At 65.1% G+C, this 16982-nt stretch carries 14 protein-coding genes; 7 read left to right on the top strand and 7 right to left on the bottom strand.

The window, feature by feature from the left end:
• Position 1: 1 nt before the first annotated feature.
• Together kdsA and JOZ06_RS06080 are read right to left on the bottom strand one after the other, a co-directional pair.
• Positions 2 to 847, bottom strand: a complete 846-nt coding sequence (gene kdsA, locus JOZ06_RS06085; RefSeq protein WP_293230035.1) for a 3-deoxy-8-phosphooctulonate synthase — start codon at positions 845 to 847, stop codon at positions 2 to 4.
• 29 nt (positions 848 to 876) lie between these two features.
• A complete protein-coding gene (locus tag JOZ06_RS06080) occupies positions 877 to 2958 on the bottom strand; it encodes an EAL domain-containing protein (protein ID WP_293230032.1) in 2082 nt (693 codons plus the stop codon).
• 15 nt (positions 2959 to 2973) lie between these two features.
• Here JOZ06_RS06080 and JOZ06_RS06075 point away from each other — a divergent pair, with 15 nt between their 5' ends.
• The 4 genes from JOZ06_RS06075 (at position 2974) to JOZ06_RS06060 (ending at position 8104) form a co-directional block, all read left to right on the top strand.
• Positions 2974 to 3324, top strand: coding sequence for a hypothetical protein (locus tag JOZ06_RS06075; RefSeq protein WP_293230029.1), 351 nt, complete (start codon positions 2974 to 2976; stop codon positions 3322 to 3324).
• Positions 3257 to 5131, top strand: coding sequence for a M3 family metallopeptidase (locus JOZ06_RS06070; protein WP_293230026.1), 1875 nt, complete (start codon positions 3257 to 3259; stop codon positions 5129 to 5131). Before JOZ06_RS06075 ends, JOZ06_RS06070 begins: the two co-directional genes overlap by 68 nt.
• Positions 5132 to 5281: 150 nt before the next feature.
• Entirely contained in the window at positions 5282 to 6832 is a 1551-nt protein-coding gene (locus tag JOZ06_RS06065; protein ID WP_293230037.1) for a TerC family protein, read from the top strand.
• 261 nt (positions 6833 to 7093) lie between these two features.
• On the top strand, positions 7094 to 8104 hold the full coding sequence (locus JOZ06_RS06060; protein ID WP_293230023.1) for a hypothetical protein: 1011 nt from the start codon (positions 7094 to 7096) through the stop codon (positions 8102 to 8104).
• On the opposite strand, the gene cysC is transcribed toward JOZ06_RS06060, so the two are convergent.
• Positions 8101 to 8637: an adenylyl-sulfate kinase gene (cysC, locus tag JOZ06_RS06055; RefSeq protein ID WP_293230020.1), complete on the bottom strand. Its 537-nt coding sequence runs from the start codon at positions 8635 to 8637 to the stop codon at positions 8101 to 8103. The two genes, JOZ06_RS06060 and cysC, sit on opposite strands and share 4 nt — an antisense overlap.
• Positions 8624 to 11107, bottom strand: a complete 2484-nt coding sequence (locus JOZ06_RS06050; RefSeq protein WP_293230018.1) for a tetratricopeptide repeat protein — start codon at positions 11105 to 11107, stop codon at positions 8624 to 8626. The genes cysC and JOZ06_RS06050 overlap by 14 nt, the downstream gene beginning before the upstream one ends.
• Before the next feature lie 182 nt (positions 11108 to 11289).
• Between JOZ06_RS06050 and JOZ06_RS06045 the strand changes: the two genes are divergently transcribed.
• On the top strand, positions 11290 to 12801 hold the full coding sequence (locus tag JOZ06_RS06045) for a mechanosensitive ion channel family protein (RefSeq protein WP_293230015.1): 1512 nt from the start codon (positions 11290 to 11292) through the stop codon (positions 12799 to 12801).
• Positions 12802 to 12807: 6 nt separating this feature from the next.
• Here the strand turns inward: JOZ06_RS06045 and nikR are convergent, their stop codons facing one another.
• From nikR to JOZ06_RS06030, 3 genes are all read right to left on the bottom strand, one after another.
• The gene (gene nikR, locus JOZ06_RS06040; RefSeq protein WP_293230012.1) at positions 12808 to 13248 is read right to left on the bottom strand and encodes a nickel-responsive transcriptional regulator NikR; all 441 of its coding nucleotides are present in this window, start codon (positions 13246 to 13248) and stop codon (positions 12808 to 12810) included.
• A 75-nt stretch (positions 13249 to 13323) separates the two neighbouring features.
• Complete coding sequence (locus JOZ06_RS06035; protein WP_293230009.1) at positions 13324 to 13728, bottom strand: DUF4399 domain-containing protein; 405 nt, start codon at positions 13726 to 13728, stop codon at positions 13324 to 13326.
• 120 nt (positions 13729 to 13848) lie between these two features.
• Positions 13849 to 14769 carry a DMT family transporter gene (locus tag JOZ06_RS06030; RefSeq protein ID WP_293230006.1) on the bottom strand — a complete coding sequence of 307 codons (921 nt, stop codon included), beginning with the start codon at positions 14767 to 14769 and terminating at the stop codon, positions 13849 to 13851.
• A gap of 121 nt (positions 14770 to 14890) precedes the next feature.
• On the opposite strand from JOZ06_RS06030, the gene JOZ06_RS06025 reads away from it, so the two are divergent.
• A complete protein-coding gene (locus JOZ06_RS06025; RefSeq protein ID WP_293230003.1) occupies positions 14891 to 15532 on the top strand; it encodes a DeoR family transcriptional regulator in 642 nt (213 codons plus the stop codon).
• A 147-nt stretch (positions 15533 to 15679) separates the two neighbouring features.
• Positions 15680 to 16972, top strand: a complete 1293-nt coding sequence (locus JOZ06_RS06020; protein WP_293230000.1) for a ferric reductase-like transmembrane domain-containing protein — start codon at positions 15680 to 15682, stop codon at positions 16970 to 16972.
• Positions 16973 to 16982 lie beyond the last annotated feature (10 nt).

Raw genomic sequence — 16982 nt, 5'->3', positions numbered from 1 at the left:
CTTAGATCTTCAACGGCGCGAACGACTTGACCAGCTGGTCGATGGCCTGGATCTGGCTCAAGAAGGGCTCAAGCTGGTCGAGCGGCAACGCGCTCGGGCCGTCGCACTTGGCTTGGTCCGGGTCGGGATGCGACTCGAGGAACAGGCCGGCGAGCCCCACCGCCATGCCGGCGCGCGCGAGCTCGGCCACCTGTTCGCGCCGGCCGCCCGAGGCCGCCGCGCCGGACTCGCGCTTCTGCAGCGCGTGCGTCACGTCGAAAATCACCGGCATGTCGTCGCTGATCTGGCGCATCACGCTAAAGCCCAGCATATCGACCACCAGGTTGTCGTAACCGAAGCAGCTGCCGCGGTCGCACAGAATCAACTGGTCGTTGCCGGCTTCGATGAATTTTTCCACGATATTGCCCATCTGCGACGGGCTGAGAAATTGCGGCTTCTTGATGTTGATCACCCGGCCGGTCTTGGCCATCGCCACCACCAGATCGGTCTGGCGGGCAAGAAACGCCGGCAGTTGCAACACGTCGGCCACCTCGGCCACCGGGGCCGCCTGCCAAGGCTCGTGAATATCGGTAATCACCGGCACGCCGAAAGCGTCTTTGACCGCCTGCAGAATCTTCAGCCCCTCTTCCAGCCCCGGGCCGCGATACGAGTGGATCGACGAGCGGTTGGCCTTGTCGAAGCTGCCCTTGAACACGTAGGGAATGCCCAGCTTCTGCGTAACGCGCACGTAGGCTTCCGCCGCATGGAGCGCGAAATCGCGCGACTCCAGCACGTTGACGCCGCCAAACAGCACGAACGGCCCCTGATTGCTGACGGTGACTTCGGGAGTGATCGATACCTTGGACACGATGATTCCTTTGCTTGAAAACAGCCACATCATACAGCCGGAGGCTGCCAGGCGAGAAATTGTTCCAAAGCCATCGGCCGCGCCAACACATAGCCTTGCACCAGATCGCAGCCGTTGTCGCCGAGCCAGGCAAGCTCGGCCTCGGTTTCCGCCCCCTCGGCGACGACCGACAGACCCAGTTCGTGGCACAGCAGAATGGTGGAGCGGACGATGGCGGCATTCTTCGGCGTGCGGTCGACGCCATCGACGAACACCCGGTCGATCTTCAGCTCGTGCACCGGCAGCGTCTTCAGATACCCTAGCGACGCCTGGCCCGAGCCATAGTCGTCGATCGACAGCTTGACGCCCAATCCGGCAAGCCGGTCGAGCAAGGCCAGCGCCTGCGCCGGGTCTTCCATCAGCGCGCTCTCGGTGATCTCCAGGCACAAGGCGTCGGGCGCGAGTCCATAGCGCCGCAGCAGCCCGGCGACCAGATCGGCCAGACCGGGATTGAGCAGATCGTGCGCCGACAGATTGACCGAGGGCACCGTGGTACGGCCGGTCCGCCGCCAGGCGGCGGCATGCGCCATGACCTGATCGAGCAGCCAGGGCGTGATTTCGCGGATGAAACCGGTCTGCTCGGCAAACGGAATGAAGCGCCCGGGCGGCACCAAGCCGCGCTCGGGATGTTGCCAGCGCAATAGCGCCTCGGCGCTCGGCACGCCCCCGGCGCGCAGATCGACCTTGGGCTGATAGAACAGCACGAATTCGCCGCGCGCGAGCGCCTCGCGCATCTCGCCCATCAGCGACAGCTCCGCGTGCGCGGGCTCCGCCCCCGACTCGGCAAAACTCAGCCACTGGCGCCGGCGCGCCTTGGCGGTGCGCGCGGCGAGCTCGGCGCGGCGCAACAGGGTGGGCGCGTCCTGGCCATCCTGCGGAAACAGCGCGATGCCCAGCGTGCCTTCGACGTCCAGCCGCTGCTGGTCGAGCATCAGCGGCGCGCGCAACAGCAAAGCCATCTGCTCGCCCAGCGATTGCGCCGCCGGCAGATCGGCCCCGGGCAGCAACAGCGCGAACTGGTCGGCCCACAGCCGCACCAGCCATTGCCCCTCCTCCAGCAACGGCGACAGGCGCAGGCCGATTTCACGCAGCAGCCGGTCACCCACTTGCTGGCCAAGCGCCAGGTTGATCAGGGAAAAACGATTGATATCGAACACCAGCACCGCGCCGCGCGTGTCCGCCGGCAACGCCTGAAACACCTCGACCAGGCGCGTGCGGTTCGGCAGGCCGGTCAGATCGTCCTCATAGGCCAGTCGCAGAATGCGCGCCTCACGGCTGGAAATGGCGTCGCGCATGACCCGCAACGCGCCGAGCAGCTTGCCGATCTCATCGCGCCCACCCACCGGCACCGGACGCCCCAGGTCGCCGCGCGCGATCGCCTCGGCCACGCCCACCGCCTCGCTCACCGGGCGGGTAATGCTCTTGGCCATGCGCCAGGCCAACAGCACGCCCAAGAACAGCGCCCCGGCCGACAGCGACACCACCAGCATGCGCGCCTGGTGCTCGGCTTGGCGCAGTTGCCACAACTCATCGCGCATCAGCTGCTGCTGGGTGTCGGACAGCACGCGCGTACCGTCCAGCAGTGCCGCCAGCGCCTGACGGGTCGAGCCCTCGAACTGCTGCCGCGCCTTCTCCGGCCCTTCCTGCTCGATCAGGTTGACGGTCTGATAGAAACGGTCGTTGTAGGCGCGACGCAATGCCTTGAGCCGGCTCAACTGCGCTTTTTCACTGCTGGTCGAAGGGGTCGGCGCCTCGGCCAAGGCTTTGTCGAGCCGGGTAATCGCCAGATCGGCCGCATCCAGCTCGCCATCCATTTGCTGATACAGGCCGATGCGGCGGGTGCGGTCGCTGGTTTGCAGCAACACCAGCAATTGATTGGCCGCGGTCAGCGCGTGCTGGTTCGCCTGATGCGCCAGATATTGCTTTTGCACCTGCACATCCACCAGCGACTGCGTCACCGTCGATAGGCGGTTAAGCCGCGACAGCGACAGCGCGGCCACCGCCACCAGCAGGGCCAGCATGAGCGCGAACGCCAGGGCAAGACGCATACCGATACGCATCGAGTTCAGCATGGAAACTTTGTCCTTGTGTCCCGCCTGGCCGGCAACCCCACCGCCCATGGCGTCATCGAGTGCTACACTTATGCCATCTTAATAGCCCGAACGACGGCGCGCAGCCAGAACCGTGAAGCGGAGACTGCGCCCTGGCGCAAATACAACAGGCTTTTTATTGTCAATCATGGACAATTTTCCTTTATTTATGTCCAAGATCAAAAACCATACTTCCGCAACAAACTCATAAAACATAAAATTCTGGCATTACACGCTCAAGGGCTAAATAAAAAGCCGAACCCATACGGAGATTTTGTTCATGACCACGCTTGCCGCGCTGCAAAGCGCATTCGACACACTGAATCACGACTACTTGGCGGTGCATAAGACCAAGGAAGATTTGTTCTGGCAAACCTATATGGCCACCTCGGACGACCATGCCGGCTTTGCCCGCGCCGAAGCCGCCTTCAAGGACTTCATTTCCAGCCCAGAGCGGCTCGCGGCGGTCAACGGCGCGCTCGAACAGTTGGACGCGCTGCCGCAAAGCGCGGCGCGCGACGCGCTGATCCATGGCTTTGCCGGCTGGCGCGCGCTATTTCGCAGCAACATCATCGAGACCCCCGAGGCGCGCGCGCTGATGGCCGAGCTGATCGACTTGGAGTCGGCGCTGTTCGCCAAGCGCCGCGACTACAAGATGCAGCACGTCAACGACAACGGCGAGCGCGAGGACGCCACGTTGTCGATGCTGACCACCAACCTCGGCACCAACCGCGACGAGGCGGCGCGCAAGAGCTCGCATGACGCGCTGTTGGGGCTGGAGCGCTGGGTGCTCGACAACGGCTTTATCGACATCGTCAAAAAGCGCAACCAGCTGGCACAAAGTCTCGGTTTCCGCGACTACTTCGACTACAAGGTCAACAAAAACGAACAGATGTCGCCGGAGGCGCTGTTCGCCATCCTGGACGAATTCGAGGCGCGCACGCGCGACGCCAATCACCGGGCGCTGTCGGCGCTCGCCGACCGCCAAGGCCAGGATGCGCTGAGCGGACACAACCTGCGCTTCCACATGAGCGGCGACGTTACCCGTCAGCTCGACCCCTACCTGCCGTTCGCCAAGGCGGTCGAGCGCTGGGTATTGAGCTTCCGCCGGCTCGGCATTCAATACCGCGGCGCCACCATGCAACTCGACCTGATCGAACGCGAAGGCAAATACCAGAACGGTTTCTGCCACGGCCCGGTGCCGAGCTTCTTCGATCAAGGCCGCTGGGTGGCGGGCCAGATCAACTTCACCGCCGACGCCAAGCCCGACCAGGTCGGCAGCGGCCTGCGCGCCATCAACACCCTGTTCCATGAAGGCGGCCACGCGGCGCACTTCGCCAACGTCACGCAAAATTCGCCCTGCTTCTCGCAGGAATTCTCGCCGACGTCGATGGCCTACGCCGAAACGCAAAGCATGTTCTGCGACAGCATGCTGTCGGATGCCGACTGGCTCAAGCGCTATGCCAAGAACAGCGCCGGCGAGGCGATGCCCGACACGCTGATCCGCACCCGCATCGAGGCCGCGCAGCCGTTTGCCGCGTTCAACGAACGCATGCTGGCCGTGGTCGGCTACTTCGAGCGCGCGCTATACGCGCTGCCGCCGGCCGACCTCACCCCGGGCAAGATCCTCGAACTCGCGCGCGCCACCGAACAGCGCATTCTCGGCGTCGCCGTCAGCCCGCGGCCGCTGTTGGCCATTCCACACCAGCTCAACCAGGAATCGGCGGCGTCCTACCATGGCTACCTGCTGGCCAATATGGCGGTCTACCAGACGCGCGCCTACTTCAAGCGCGAATACGGCTACCTGACCGACAATCCCGCCATCGGCCCGAAGCTGGCCGAGCACTATTGGGGCCCGGGCAACAGTATCAACCACAACGCCACGCTGGTGCGGCTGACCGGCGAATCGTTCAACCCGCGCTATCTGGCCGACAGCTGCACCCGCAGCGTCGAGCAAGCCTGGGCTGACGCCGAGGCGCTGATGGCCGCCGCCAAGACGCGCGCGTATCCCGAGGTATTCCCGGACCGGCTGGATGCCACCATCCGTCTGGTCTACGGCGCCGAGGTGATCGCCGACAACGCCGACGGCGAAGCGGCAATGTGCCGCCGCTTCGAAGACTGGGTGGCGCAACACTATCCAGCCAGCGTGCATTGACGTGAAAAAGGCGCCGGAAACCCGGCGCCTTTTCTGTTTCTACCCGCGTTCAATATGCCATCAAAACGTCATCGCAATGAACTTCCTGTAACCCAAATAGCCTATGCTGGTTTTCGTAACGATTCGATTTGAGGATTTGACGCAAAAATGATGGACGTCGTCTGGCTGTCCGACCCCGCCGCTTGGCTGGGCTTGCTGACCCTGATTGTGCTCGAAGTGGTATTGGGCGTCGACAACCTGGTGTTCGTGGCCATCCTGGCCGACAAACTGCCCGAGGAGGAGCGCGACCGCGCACGGCTCGCCGGGCTGTCGCTGGCGCTGGTGATGCGCCTGGTGCTGCTTGCCGGCGCCGCCTGGCTTGTGCGCTTGACCACGCCGTGGTTCACCGTCTACGGCCATCCTTTCTCCGGCCGCGACCTGATCATGCTGACCGGCGGCGCGTTCTTGCTGTTCAAGGCCACCAGCGAATTGCACGAGCGGTTGGAGGGCGAGTTCGAAGTCCACGGCAACGGCCAGAAAAACCACCCGGCCTTCGCCGCGGTGGTGGCGCAGATCCTGGTGCTGGACGCGGTGTTCTCCATCGACTCGGTAGTCACCGCAGTCGGCATGTCCGACCACCTGCTGGTGATGATGACGGCGGTGGTGATCGCCATGCTGCTGATGATGTCGGCGAGCCGGCCGCTGACCGCGTTCGTCAACGCCCATCCGACGGTGGTGATGCTGTGCCTGGGCTTTTTGCTGATGATCGGCTTCAGCCTGGTGGCCGACGGGTTCGGCTTCGTCATCCCCAAGGGTTATCTGTACGCCGCCATCGGCTTCTCGGTGCTGATCGAGGCCTTCAACCAAATCGCGCAGAACAACCGCATCCGCTATCTGGACCGCACGCGGTCGCTGCGCGAGCGCACCGCCAGCACGGTGCTGTCGCTGATGGGCAGCCGCCTGGCGCCCGCCGCCCATGGCGCCGACGGCGCCGAACCGCCGGCCCGCGATGCCTTCACCGCCAACGAACGTGCGATGATCCGCAGCGTGCTGACACTGGCCGAACGCCCGATTCGCGCCATCTGCACCCCGCGCAGCGAGATTCAGCGTCTCGACCTGGGCCAACCGCTGCCCCAGCAGCACCAGGTGCTGCGCGACAGCCGCCACGCGCGCCTGGTGGTGATCCGCGACGGCGCCATCGACGAACCGCTCGGCATCGTCGCGCGCAAGGATCTGCTGGGCCCGCTGCTTGAGGGGCGCGCGCCGGACATCGAGTCGGCCACGCGCCAGCCGTTGGTGCTGCCGGAAAGCGTGCCGGTGCTCAAGGCGCTGGAGAGCTTCCGCCAGCATGCCGCCGAGTTCGCCTTCGTGGTCAACGAATTCGGCAGCCTGGAGGGCATCGTCACGCACAAGGATCTGATGGAGGCGATCGCCGGCGAGTTTCCGGAGGAATACGAGCAGCACGAGCGCCCGGCGCTGGTCGCCAACGAAGACGGCAGCTTCGACGTCGAGGGTGGCTTGGAGCTGGTGACGCTGGCGCAGCACGTCGATCTGGGCCGTTTCGAGGACGAGGACTTTCACTCGGTGGCCGGGTTGCTGATGGACCGGCTGACGCGCATTCCGCGCGAAGGCGACAGCGTGGAGATCGGCGAGTGGCGCTTGACCGTGGTAGTGCAAAACGGCAACCGCACCGAGCGGGTGTTGATCGCGCCCCGGACTTAGGTCTGTGGTGCACTGCCTGCGGCGAGTGCACCCTTCTACGCGAAGACGCCTCCGGGCTCGTAGGGCGCAATCGCCGCGCACTGCGCGGCATTGCGCCAAACACCATGATCGTTAGAACGGCAAGTGTCCCCCACTCACAACACTTGGGGTTAAATCGCCGTGCAATGGCCAGCTATACCCCCTATAAGGACAGGGGTATTGTATAATTCAATCGTTTGATTGATGCCATTGTCAAAAAGCAAACTCGCCAGGATGCACGGCATGAAACCCGACGTGATCACCATTGAATGGACCGCCGAGCAAGGATTTCGCGTGCAATGGCGCCGGCTGGCGGCGGAACAGCTGTTCATCGGTCTCGCCCCGGCCCAGGTCTATCCCCTCGTCCCCCAGCTTTTTAGCCTCTGCGGCCATGCGCAGGCGCTGGCCGCGCGGCTCGCGCTTGAGGCCGCCGCCGGTTTCCCCCGCCCTGCCAGCGTCGAGGACATCGATATCCTGACGCTGGAAGCGGTACGCGACACGTTGCGCAAGGTCTTGCTCGACTGGTCGTTGGCCTTCGACGGCACGCCCGCGCCGCAAGCGCAGCTCGCGCAATGGCGCGACGCGCAAACGCTGCCGGCCATGGCGGCGCTGGCTGAAGAACGGGTCTTCGGCATGGCGCCCGCCACCTGGCTGTCGCTCGGTCTCAATGGCTGGCTCGACTGGCTCGGGGCGCCGCACTCCGGCGTCGCGCGCTGGCTCAATAGCCTACGCGCGGCCGAGACCGGCTGTTTGCTGCTGCCGGTGCTCGACGCCGCCAATCTGGCGCAGTTGTCCGCTACCTGGTTCGACGCGCCATTGCCGGAATGGCGCGGCATGCCTTGCGAGGTCGGCGCGCTCTCGCGCGAGGCCGAGACGCTGGCGCCGCTGCTCTACGGCGGCCAGCTGGCGCGCGCGCGGCTATTGGCGCGGCTCTTGCAATTGGCGCGCTGGCTCAATGGCGCGCGGCTGTCGGTGGAAACGTGCGGCTGCGGCGAAGGCGCGCTCGCGCGCGTCGATACCGCGCGCGGCCCGCTGTTGCACTACGCAGCACTGGATGGCGCCGGCCGCATCGCCCACTACCGCATTCAGCCGCCGACGGCCTGGCATTGCCACCCGCATGGTGTGATCGTCAACACGCTCAACGCGCGACGCGACGCGCCGGAAGCCGAGTGGCGCCGCCAAGTGGCGCTCATCGACCCCTGCATCGCTTATGAAATGCGGCTACAGCCGCGTCACCGGTTTCATCCGGGTTAAGAGAACGGGCGTTCCGCCAACCACGCAAACACTTGTTGCCGGCACGCCTCCACGCTGTGGCGTGCGGTATCCAGGCACAGATCGGGCGCGAGCGGCGCCTCGTAAGGGTCGCTCACGCCGGTGAACGCGGGAATCTCCCCCGCGCGCGCCTTGCGATACAACCCCTTCGGGTCGCGTGCCTCGCACACGGCCAGCGACGTGCTCATATAGATCTCGACGAACCGGTCCGGGCCAATGATCTCGCGCGCCATGTGCCGGTCGGCAATATACGGCGAGATCAACGCCGCCGCCACCCACAACCCTTCGGCATTGAGCTCACGGCAACGCTCGGCGACGCGGCGGATGTTCTCGCAGCGGTCGGCGCGGGAGAAACCGAGGTCGGCGCATAATTCCCGCCGCACTTCATCGCCGTCGAGCAAGTGGCACACCACGCCGTCCGCCTGCCATTGCGCGCACAGCGCGTGGGCCAGCGTGGTCTTGCCAGCGGCGGAAAGGCCGGTCAGCCACAGCGTTTTGGGGTTAGTAAAGGGCATCGGCGCCATCCTCTTCTTCTTGTGACAACAGCGCCAGCAACGGCGCCAATTGCGGTTCATAACGCCGCCAGCGCGCCACGGCGCTGGCGTACAGCGGCTGCCTGACCTGCATGGCGCTAGCGGTGCGCACCGTGCGTTCGGCACGATGAAATTGTAGACACGCATCGTTCCAAGCCAGGCCCAGATAGTCCAACAGCGGCCCGACCGTGCCGGGCAGGTCCGCCACCAAGTCTTCGTAGCGCACGTCGAACACGCGACCGGGCGGCAACGCCTGGCGCCAATGGCGTGCCAGCGCGCGATAGCGCAGCGCATGCCGTCCCAGTGCGGTCAGATCGTCGCTATAGCCGTGGCCGGCATGGAATGGCACGGTGAAGCAGGACACACAGACGTCGCGCAGATCGCGCATCGTATGGATGAAGCGCGCCTCGGGCAACATCAAATGGATCAGCCCCAGGTAAAACACGTTGCCGGGCATTTTGTCGGCGATAGAGCGCGCCGTGGGCGCCAGCCGCCACAAGGCGTCCTTGTAGCTTCGGCCCAGCACGCGCAGCGCCTGTAACGTGACGATGTCGGGCTCGCCGCGCGCAAGCAGACGCAGCGCCTGCTCCGCCAGCGGCCCCATCAGCCGCTGCTCGCCGGCGCCATACACCTCGCCTTGGCTGACCAGGATCTGCTCGACCAGCGTCGAACCCGAGCGCGGCAGGCCGACGATAAAAACCGGCACACGGCCGTCGTCCTCCCTGGCCGGGGCGGTGGCGGCCAACGCGGCATAGCGCGCGAACAGCGCCGGGGTCAGCAACGCCCGCAGCTCGGCCAGCCGGGCGATTTCCCCTGCCTCGTCCCAAGGCTGCATCCGCGCGCGCAGCCGGTTGCCTTCGCTGAACGCGGCGAACGCCTGCGGATACTGGCCGCGCTGCTCCCGCACCCGCCCCATGGCAAAGGCCAAACGCGCCTGCAGTGGCGCCGGCAAATCGCCGCGCTGGCTGTAGAGCGTGTCCAGCGCCGCCAAGCGGGGGTCATCGTCACGGAAGGGCAAATATTGCAGAGCATTCGCCAGGATGACCGGATGCGCCGGCGCGAGCCGCAGCGCCCGGTCCATCCATTCCTCGCCTTCCGTCCGGCGGCCGGCCTCCAGCAGCAAGCAAGCCAGGCTGCTGCACCAGTCGGCGCGATCCGGCTCTTGCCGCAACGCTTCGCGGTAACAGGCCTCCGCCTCCTCTTCGCGGCCGTCGGCCCGCAAGACGTTGGCCAGATTGGCGAGGATATGGGCGCATTGCGGGTCGAGCGAACGCGCCAGGCGCAGATACGACAAGGCCTCGGACATATAGCCGAGGGCAAAACAAGTATTGCCCAAATCGTTGCACAGCGCCGCATTGGGGCCGCATTGCGCCAGCGCGCGCCGCAGCCAGTCCAGCGCCTCGGCATCGCAGCCGCGCGCCGCCAGCGCCAAACCCAAACCGTGGCAAGCGCGCGCCCATGCCGGCGCGCTGCTCAGCACCCGGCGCCAGGCCGTCTCGGCCGCCTCGTGGCGCCCAAGTTGAAACAGCACGTCCGCTTGGCGGCTCTGCAGCGCCAGTGCGTTCGGGCAATGGCTGAGCGCCTCGTCGCACAGGCTTAAGGCGTCCTCCAACTGACCTTGCCGGCATGACAGCACGATCAGCGATTCCCACGACTCGGCCGCGTTCGGCGCGAAGCGCAGCGCCTGACGCCAATGCCGCCGGGCTTGATCGAGCTGGCCCAACTGCCAATACGCTTGCGCGGCGTTGTCGTTCGACCAGGCCAGATTCGGGTCGAGCGCCAGCGCCTGTTGATAGCAGGCCAGCGCCCGAGGCCAAGCGCCACGGCGCGCCCAGTGCAGGCCAAGATTGTTGTGGAGTTCCGGCAATTGCGGCTGGCATTGCAGCGCCTGTTGCAGGCAGGCCGCCGCCTCGTCGTTGCGCCCCAGATCCTCGAGCAGCAAGGCGAAATTGTTCAAGCTCGGCACGTGCCGCGCGTCGGCGTCCAGCGCGGCGCGATAGTGTTGTTCCGCCCCGGCCGCCTCGCCGCGCGCGCGCAGCAAATTGCCGAGGTTGTAATGTGCTTCGGTGTCGTCCGGCGCAAGTTGTAACGCCTGGCGATAGCAGGCCTCAGCCTCTTTGACGTCGCCCGAGGCGCGCTGCGCCAGGCCGGCGAGTTTCCATACCGCGGCTTCCGCCGGATAACGATGCGTCTGCGCCATGGCATGCGGCAGCGCGACCGTCGCCAGGCCCGCGCGCAGCAGCTGCAGCAAGGCCTCGTCGAGTCGGCCGGCGCCATCCAGGCACAGCCCCAGCGGCGCGGCGAGCGGATGGTCGAAGCCCTGGGCGCGGCCCTGGCGCCATAACGCGCGCGCCGCGACGAGGTCGCCACGCGCGTGGCTCGCCAGAAGCGCAGCCCACCAGGACGCCTGTCCGTCCGACGTATCCTGGCCACCCGTTGCCGCTGTATGCATGTCGATTCGCTAGAAGAGAAAAAATGGCGTACGCAGAACATACCGTAAGCGCGTGAACGCGCAACGGTATGAATGTGAAGGTTTGTATGGCTTCTGTTAACAGAAATTTATGCTGCATGCATGTTGTAATGCCCTATAGATGTTGTCTATAGCTAAGCAACTGAATATTAAAAGGAAACATCATGCCATTGCCCGACTCGTTGATTTGGGTCACGCAACATTGGTTATGGCTGCTGCTGACCTTGGCGCTCATGGCGCTGATCTATATCCGCTCGCGGCACAGCCGCGCCCATATCCGTACCTCGCTGCTGCTGATGCTGCTGCTATTGCTGGTGGGGCTCGACATGCGCTATCAGGTGCTGTCGCTCGACGTGCACGTCCCCGTCAACATCCAGACCAGCCTGGTCGACGTCGCCACGGGCCTATTGATCATCCGCGTCTGGGGGCAAATCGCCTTCAAGCTGGTACTGCCGCTGATGCGGCTGCGCCCGCCGGCCATCGTCGCCGATCTGGTCAATTCGCTGTGCTATCTGGTCTGGGGCGCGATCCGCTTGCACGTGGCCGGCATGGCGCTGGGCGAGATCGTCACCACGTCGGCGCTGTTGACCGCGGTGATCGCCTTCGCGCTGCAAGACACCCTCGGCAATCTGATGGCGGGCATCGCCGTGCAGCTCGACAGCACGCTGCGGGTCGGCGACTGGGTGGAGCTCGACACCGTTTCCGGCAAAATCACCGAGATCAGCTGGCGCGCCACCAGCGTGGAAACGCGCAACTGGGAAACGGTGGTCATCCCCAACAGCCTGCTGGTCAAGAACCGCATCGTGGTGCTGGGCAAGCGTCGCGGCGCGGCGGTGCAATGGCGCCGCTGGATCTGGTTCGACCTGTCGCTGGAGACCTTGCCGGCGCAGATCATCGACTTGATCGAAAAATCCTTGCGCGAAACGCGCATTCCGCACGTCGCCAAAACGCCGCCGCCCAACTGCGTGCTGATGAAAATGGAAAACGGCATCGCCCGCTATGCCGTGCGCTACTGGCTGACCGATCTGCTGATGGACGACCTCACCGACTCGTCGATCCGCACCCAGATCGACGCCGTGCTGCGCCGTAACAACCGGCGCATGGCGCCGCCGGTGTACAACGTGCTGATGACCCAAGAGGAATACGCGACCGATTCGCGCCGCAAGCGGCATAGCGAGGAGCGCATGATGCATCTGCGCCGGCTGAGTCTGTTCCAGATGCTGGGAGAGGAAGAACTGCACCTGCTGGCCGATCAGCTGAAATTCACCCCGTTCGTCGCCGGCGACACCATGCTCGAACAAGGCGAAATCCCCGATTGGCTGTTCGTGCTGGTCACCGGCGAAGCCGACATGCTGGTCAGCCAAGCCGGACACGAGCCGGTGCTGCTGAAGAAGCTCTCGCCGGGCGGGTTCTTCGGCGAGATGGGGTTATTGACCGGCGAACCGAGCCCTTACACGGTGCGCGCCGTGAGCCCGGTCGAGTGCTACCGCATTGGCCGCGACACCTTCCAAAGCGTATTCCTGGCGCGCGAGGAGCTGGTCAACTCGCTCACCGACGCCCTGCGCAATCGCGCACAGGAACAGCAGCACCGGCTGGAAGAGCTGCACCTGAAAGCCTCGATGCGCACCGAGGGCGCCGTGCGCGCCACCTTGCGCCGCTTCTTCGGGCTTGAGTGACCGGCGCTACTTGACCCGCCGCCAACCAGGCGCCGGCTGCGGCTGCGGCGTCACCGGGATCAGCTGCACCATGCCGTGGCGCACGCCGGTTTCGGCGATCACCGAGTGGGCGAACGCCGAGACTTCCGCCGACCGCCCGCGCAGCACCACCGCCTCGACGCAGTCCTCATGGCTGATATGGGCATGCAGCGTGGCCACCGCCAGATCGTGATGATCGTGCTGCAGGCTGGTCAGCCGCGACGACAGCTGGCGCTGGTGATGATCGAACACGTAACTCAGCACCGCCACGCACGGCTGGTTGTCATCCTGCGCCAGATCGCGTTCGCCCAATTCGCGCCGCAGCATGTCGCGCATGGCCTCGGAGCGGCTGGTGTAGCCGCGTTGGCGCATCCATTGGTCAAAGGCATCGGCCAGCTCGTCGCTGAGGGAAATGGTCAAGCGCTGCATGATGGGCTCCAGGAATGATCGTCGCGCCGCCGCGATCCCCACCGGGGGCGGCGGCGCAGCCGTCATTCTACCCGTCTAGCGCACGGTGACATGAATCGTTTGATCGAGGCTGCCGCCATAGGCGCGGTGCGCGCCGTCGGCAAACTGCAGCGTCAGCGTATGCTCGCCCGGCGGCAACGGAATATCGGCCTCGGTCTGCCCCTTGCCGTAGTGCAAATGCTGCGCGTCAAAGGGGATGACCTCGCCCGCCGCCACGGCCGGCGCATCGATGATGACGTGGAAATGACCGGTGTTCGGGTCCGTGGAGCCGGCCGGCGCGACCGTCATGCCGTCGACGCCGAATTGCGCGTGCACCGGGCTCGTCACGCTGGCGCCATCCGCCAGCGATTGAAAATAAACGCGCGCGTCGTCGGCGTGCGCGGCCATGGCGCCAAGCAACAGCAAGAGCATCAAGGCGCTGCGGGGAAACAAGTGCTTCATACGGGACTCCTTGCGGGAAAGGGATGCGAGGGGGATGCCGCTCGCGCGGCATCCTCTTAGTACTAGACGCTACTCATTAAATTTCATGGACTAAAACGCATCCGTCCTATCGGCCAGGCATCAAACCGCTTGCCGCGCGCGGAAAATCCCTCGCATTTCGTTGACGGCCAGGGCGGCGATGATCAGCCCCAGCGCCCAGCCTTGGCGCGCGCCGAAATCCTCGCCCCGCGCCAGCACGCCCAAGAGAACGCCCACCATCGGCACGATGAAGTTGGACAGCGAAGTGAACACCGAGCCGCGCTGCTGCACCAGCGCGGTATACATCAGATAGGCAAGCCCAGACCCGAGCACGCCCAGCAACATCAGCGGCACGATGTTGTGCATGCCCCAGCTCAACGACCAGGGCTGATCGAACAGCAGCGCGACCAACAATAGCGGCGCCGAAGACAGCCACAGCATGTTGCGCGTCGAGCGGATCGGCGCGTGGAGCGGGATCTTTTCCATCAAATTCAGGCTGATGCCGAAACTGATCACGCCAAGGAAAATCGCGCCTTCGTAGATCAACGTATGTTGCTCGCTCAGGCCGTCCGCGCCCGGATCGACCAGCACCCAAATGGCGAGGAAACCGAGCAGCACGCTCAAGCCGGAAAACACGGTAAAGTGGTTGCGCGCGCTCATCACGGTGGACAACAGCAAGGTGACGATCGGCACGCTGCCGACGAGCACGGCGGTCACGCTGCTGGACACGTGCTGCTGCCCCCAGGCGATCAAAAACAGCGGCAGCACGGTTTCGAACAAAGCGATCAGCATCAGCAGCCGGCCCAAGGGCAGGCTGCCGGCCGGCTTGGCGCCGAGACGGGGCTCCGGCTTGAAATAAGACACCAGGCTCAAGGTCAGCGCGCCCAACACGGCGCGCGCCGCGGCCACGGTGGCGGGCGGCAGGCTTTCGATCGCCTGGGCATTGAAGACGAACTGCCCGCCCCAGACGACGCCGATGCCCAGCAACAACAAGTAGCTGCGAATCGATGTGGCATTCTGCATGGTTGACTCCTCATATTTGAAAAATTCTTAGTAATATTCTTGCTCTGCGGCACGGAATACCTATAATGCAAGAATACGCTTTTAATACTATCGGACGACAATGAATTACACAACAAAAAACATGGATAAATCGTCTCGCCCCGAGGAACAGCTGCTTCTGTGGATCAAAACGCACGACGCCTGCAGCACCGCCAATCTGGCCCAGGCATTCGGCACCACGACGGAAGCGGTACGACAGCAGATGGTCAAACTGGTCGAGCAAGGCATGGTGGAGGGAGAGGTCTCGCGTAAAGGGGTGGGCCGGCCCAAACAGCTGTGGCACTTGACCCCCGCGGGCCACGCGCGTTTTCCGGACACGCACGCGCAATTGACGCTGCAGATCATCGATTCGATCGACGCGCTGTTTGGCCAAGACGGCATGGCACGCCTGATCACGCATCGCGGCGCGCAGCAATTGGCCCACTATCGGCAGGCGCTCGCCGACGCCGACAGCCTGGCGCAGCGGACGCAGCGCCTGGCCGAATTGCGCAGCGCGGAAGGCTACATGGCGCGGGTGGAGCATGACGGCGGCGATTGGCTGTTCATCGAGGACCACTGCCCGATCTGCGCGGCGGCCAGCACGTGCCAACGTTTCTGCGCGTCGGAGCTCGAACAGTTTCAAAGCCTGATGGAAGGATGGGCGCAGGTATCGCGCGTGGAGCACCTGCTGAGCGACGGCCGCCGCTGCGTCTATCGTCTGAGCCCCGTCTTGGGCACCGATTAACGCCGAATTGTTTTGTAAACGCGGGTAAAGAAATATTGCGGCCGGGCGCTGTCGCAATATTTGGTCATATTCGCGCTAATTTCATCATTTTCGCTTAATTTTGCGTTGTTTCAATGCGAGCGCACCCCTCGCAACGAGACAACGAAGATGAAACGCTATCTCCTCACGACATTACTGACGCTGGTGACGGTGCTGTTCGCCGCCACCAGTTGGGCACAGCATGGCTGGCCGGCCGACTTCTGGGCCTGGCGCCAGCAGCTGATCCTGCTCTCCGGCCTGCTGTTGATGGCCATCATGGCCGCGGCCATGGTCTTGGCCACCCGTGCGCCCTGGCTGGAAAACCGCCTCGCCGGCCTCGACAAGGTCTACCGCATCCACCGCCGTCTCGGCATCGCCAGCGGATTGCTGCTCGCCGCGCATTGGCTGCTGAAGCTGTCGCCGCCGCTGGCTAAGACGCTGGGGCTGGCCGCGCCGATGCTGCGCCATGGCGCCCGCCATGGCGGCGGCTTCTCGCTGATCGGCTTGGCCCATGGCATCGGCAGCTGGAGCGCCTATGCCGTGCTGGCGCTGGTGCTGCTGTCGTTGCTGCGCCTGCTGCCGTACGGTTTCTGGCGCAAGCTGCATACGCTGTTCGCGCCGCTGTTTCTGCTCGGCGCGTTCCATGGCGCCATCCTTTTGCCGGGGGCCTTTTGGCTTACGCCGGTGGGCGCGCTGTACGCGCTGACGATGCTGGCCGGCGGCCTGGCCGCGCTGTGGGTCGTGGCTGGCCGCCTCGGCCACGGCCGGCGCCATGCCGGCACCATCGTGTCGGTACAGACGCCGCAGCCGGGCGTGGTGGAAGTGTGTTGCCAGATGGACGGCGATTGGCCGGGACACCGCGCCGGCCAATTCGCCCGCGTCACCTTTGACGCCGCCGAGGGCGCGCACCCGTTTTCGATCGCCAACGGCGACAACCCCGAGCGGCAGCTGCGTTTTCTGATCAAGGCGCTGGGCGACTACACCGGCCGGCTGGCCGACACGCTGGCGCCAGGCATGGCGGTGACGGTGGAAGGCCCGTACGGCCGCTTCCTGCCCGCCCCGGCGGCGCGGCCGCAAGCCTGGGTGGCGGGCGGCATCGGCATCACCCCGTTCATGGCGTGGCTCGACAGCTTCGCCGGCCATGGCCGCGTGCTCGACCAGGTCGACTTCTACTACTGCGTGCCCTCGGCGGAACAGGCGCTACAGCTGCCGCGGCTGCAAGCGCAATGCCAAGCCGCCGGCGTGCGCCTGCATCTGCTGGAAAGCCGCCATGGCGCCCGCCTGCGCGCCGACATGTTGCCGGAGGTCGACGACGTCTGGTTCTGCGGCCCTCAGGCAATGGGACAAACCTTGGCTGACGACCTGGCGCGGCGGCCGGGGCGCAAGCCGCGTTTCCACGCCGAGATGTTCGCCATGCGCTGATGCTGCCCGC

It is taken from the genome of Paludibacterium sp. (assembly GCF_019232825.1).
Lineage (GTDB): Bacteria > Pseudomonadota > Gammaproteobacteria > Burkholderiales > Chromobacteriaceae > Paludibacterium.
This window is presented reverse-complemented; position numbering and strand designations above follow the sequence as displayed.

Coding starts and splice junctions, on each gene's coding strand:
- JOZ06_RS06080 (WP_293230032.1), bottom strand. CDS start 2,958: ATGCTGAACTCGATGCGTATCGGTATGCGTCTTGCCCTGGCGTTCGCG.
- JOZ06_RS06070 (WP_293230026.1), top strand. CDS start 3,257: ATGACCACGCTTGCCGCGCTGCAAAGCGCATTCGACACACTGAATCAC.
- JOZ06_RS06065 (WP_293230037.1), top strand. CDS start 5,282: ATGGACGTCGTCTGGCTGTCCGACCCCGCCGCTTGGCTGGGCTTGCTG.
- JOZ06_RS06060 (WP_293230023.1), top strand. CDS start 7,094: ATGAAACCCGACGTGATCACCATTGAATGGACCGCCGAGCAAGGATTT.
- cysC (WP_293230020.1), bottom strand. CDS start 8,637: ATGCCCTTTACTAACCCCAAAACGCTGTGGCTGACCGGCCTTTCCGCC.
- JOZ06_RS06050 (WP_293230018.1), bottom strand. CDS start 11,107: ATGCATACAGCGGCAACGGGTGGCCAGGATACGTCGGACGGACAGGCG.
- JOZ06_RS06045 (WP_293230015.1), top strand. CDS start 11,290: ATGCCATTGCCCGACTCGTTGATTTGGGTCACGCAACATTGGTTATGG.
- nikR (WP_293230012.1), bottom strand. CDS start 13,248: ATGCAGCGCTTGACCATTTCCCTCAGCGACGAGCTGGCCGATGCCTTT.
- JOZ06_RS06035 (WP_293230009.1), bottom strand. CDS start 13,728: ATGAAGCACTTGTTTCCCCGCAGCGCCTTGATGCTCTTGCTGTTGCTT.
- JOZ06_RS06030 (WP_293230006.1), bottom strand. CDS start 14,769: ATGCAGAATGCCACATCGATTCGCAGCTACTTGTTGTTGCTGGGCATC.
- JOZ06_RS06025 (WP_293230003.1), top strand. CDS start 14,891: ATGGATAAATCGTCTCGCCCCGAGGAACAGCTGCTTCTGTGGATCAAA.
- JOZ06_RS06020 (WP_293230000.1), top strand. CDS start 15,680: ATGAAACGCTATCTCCTCACGACATTACTGACGCTGGTGACGGTGCTG.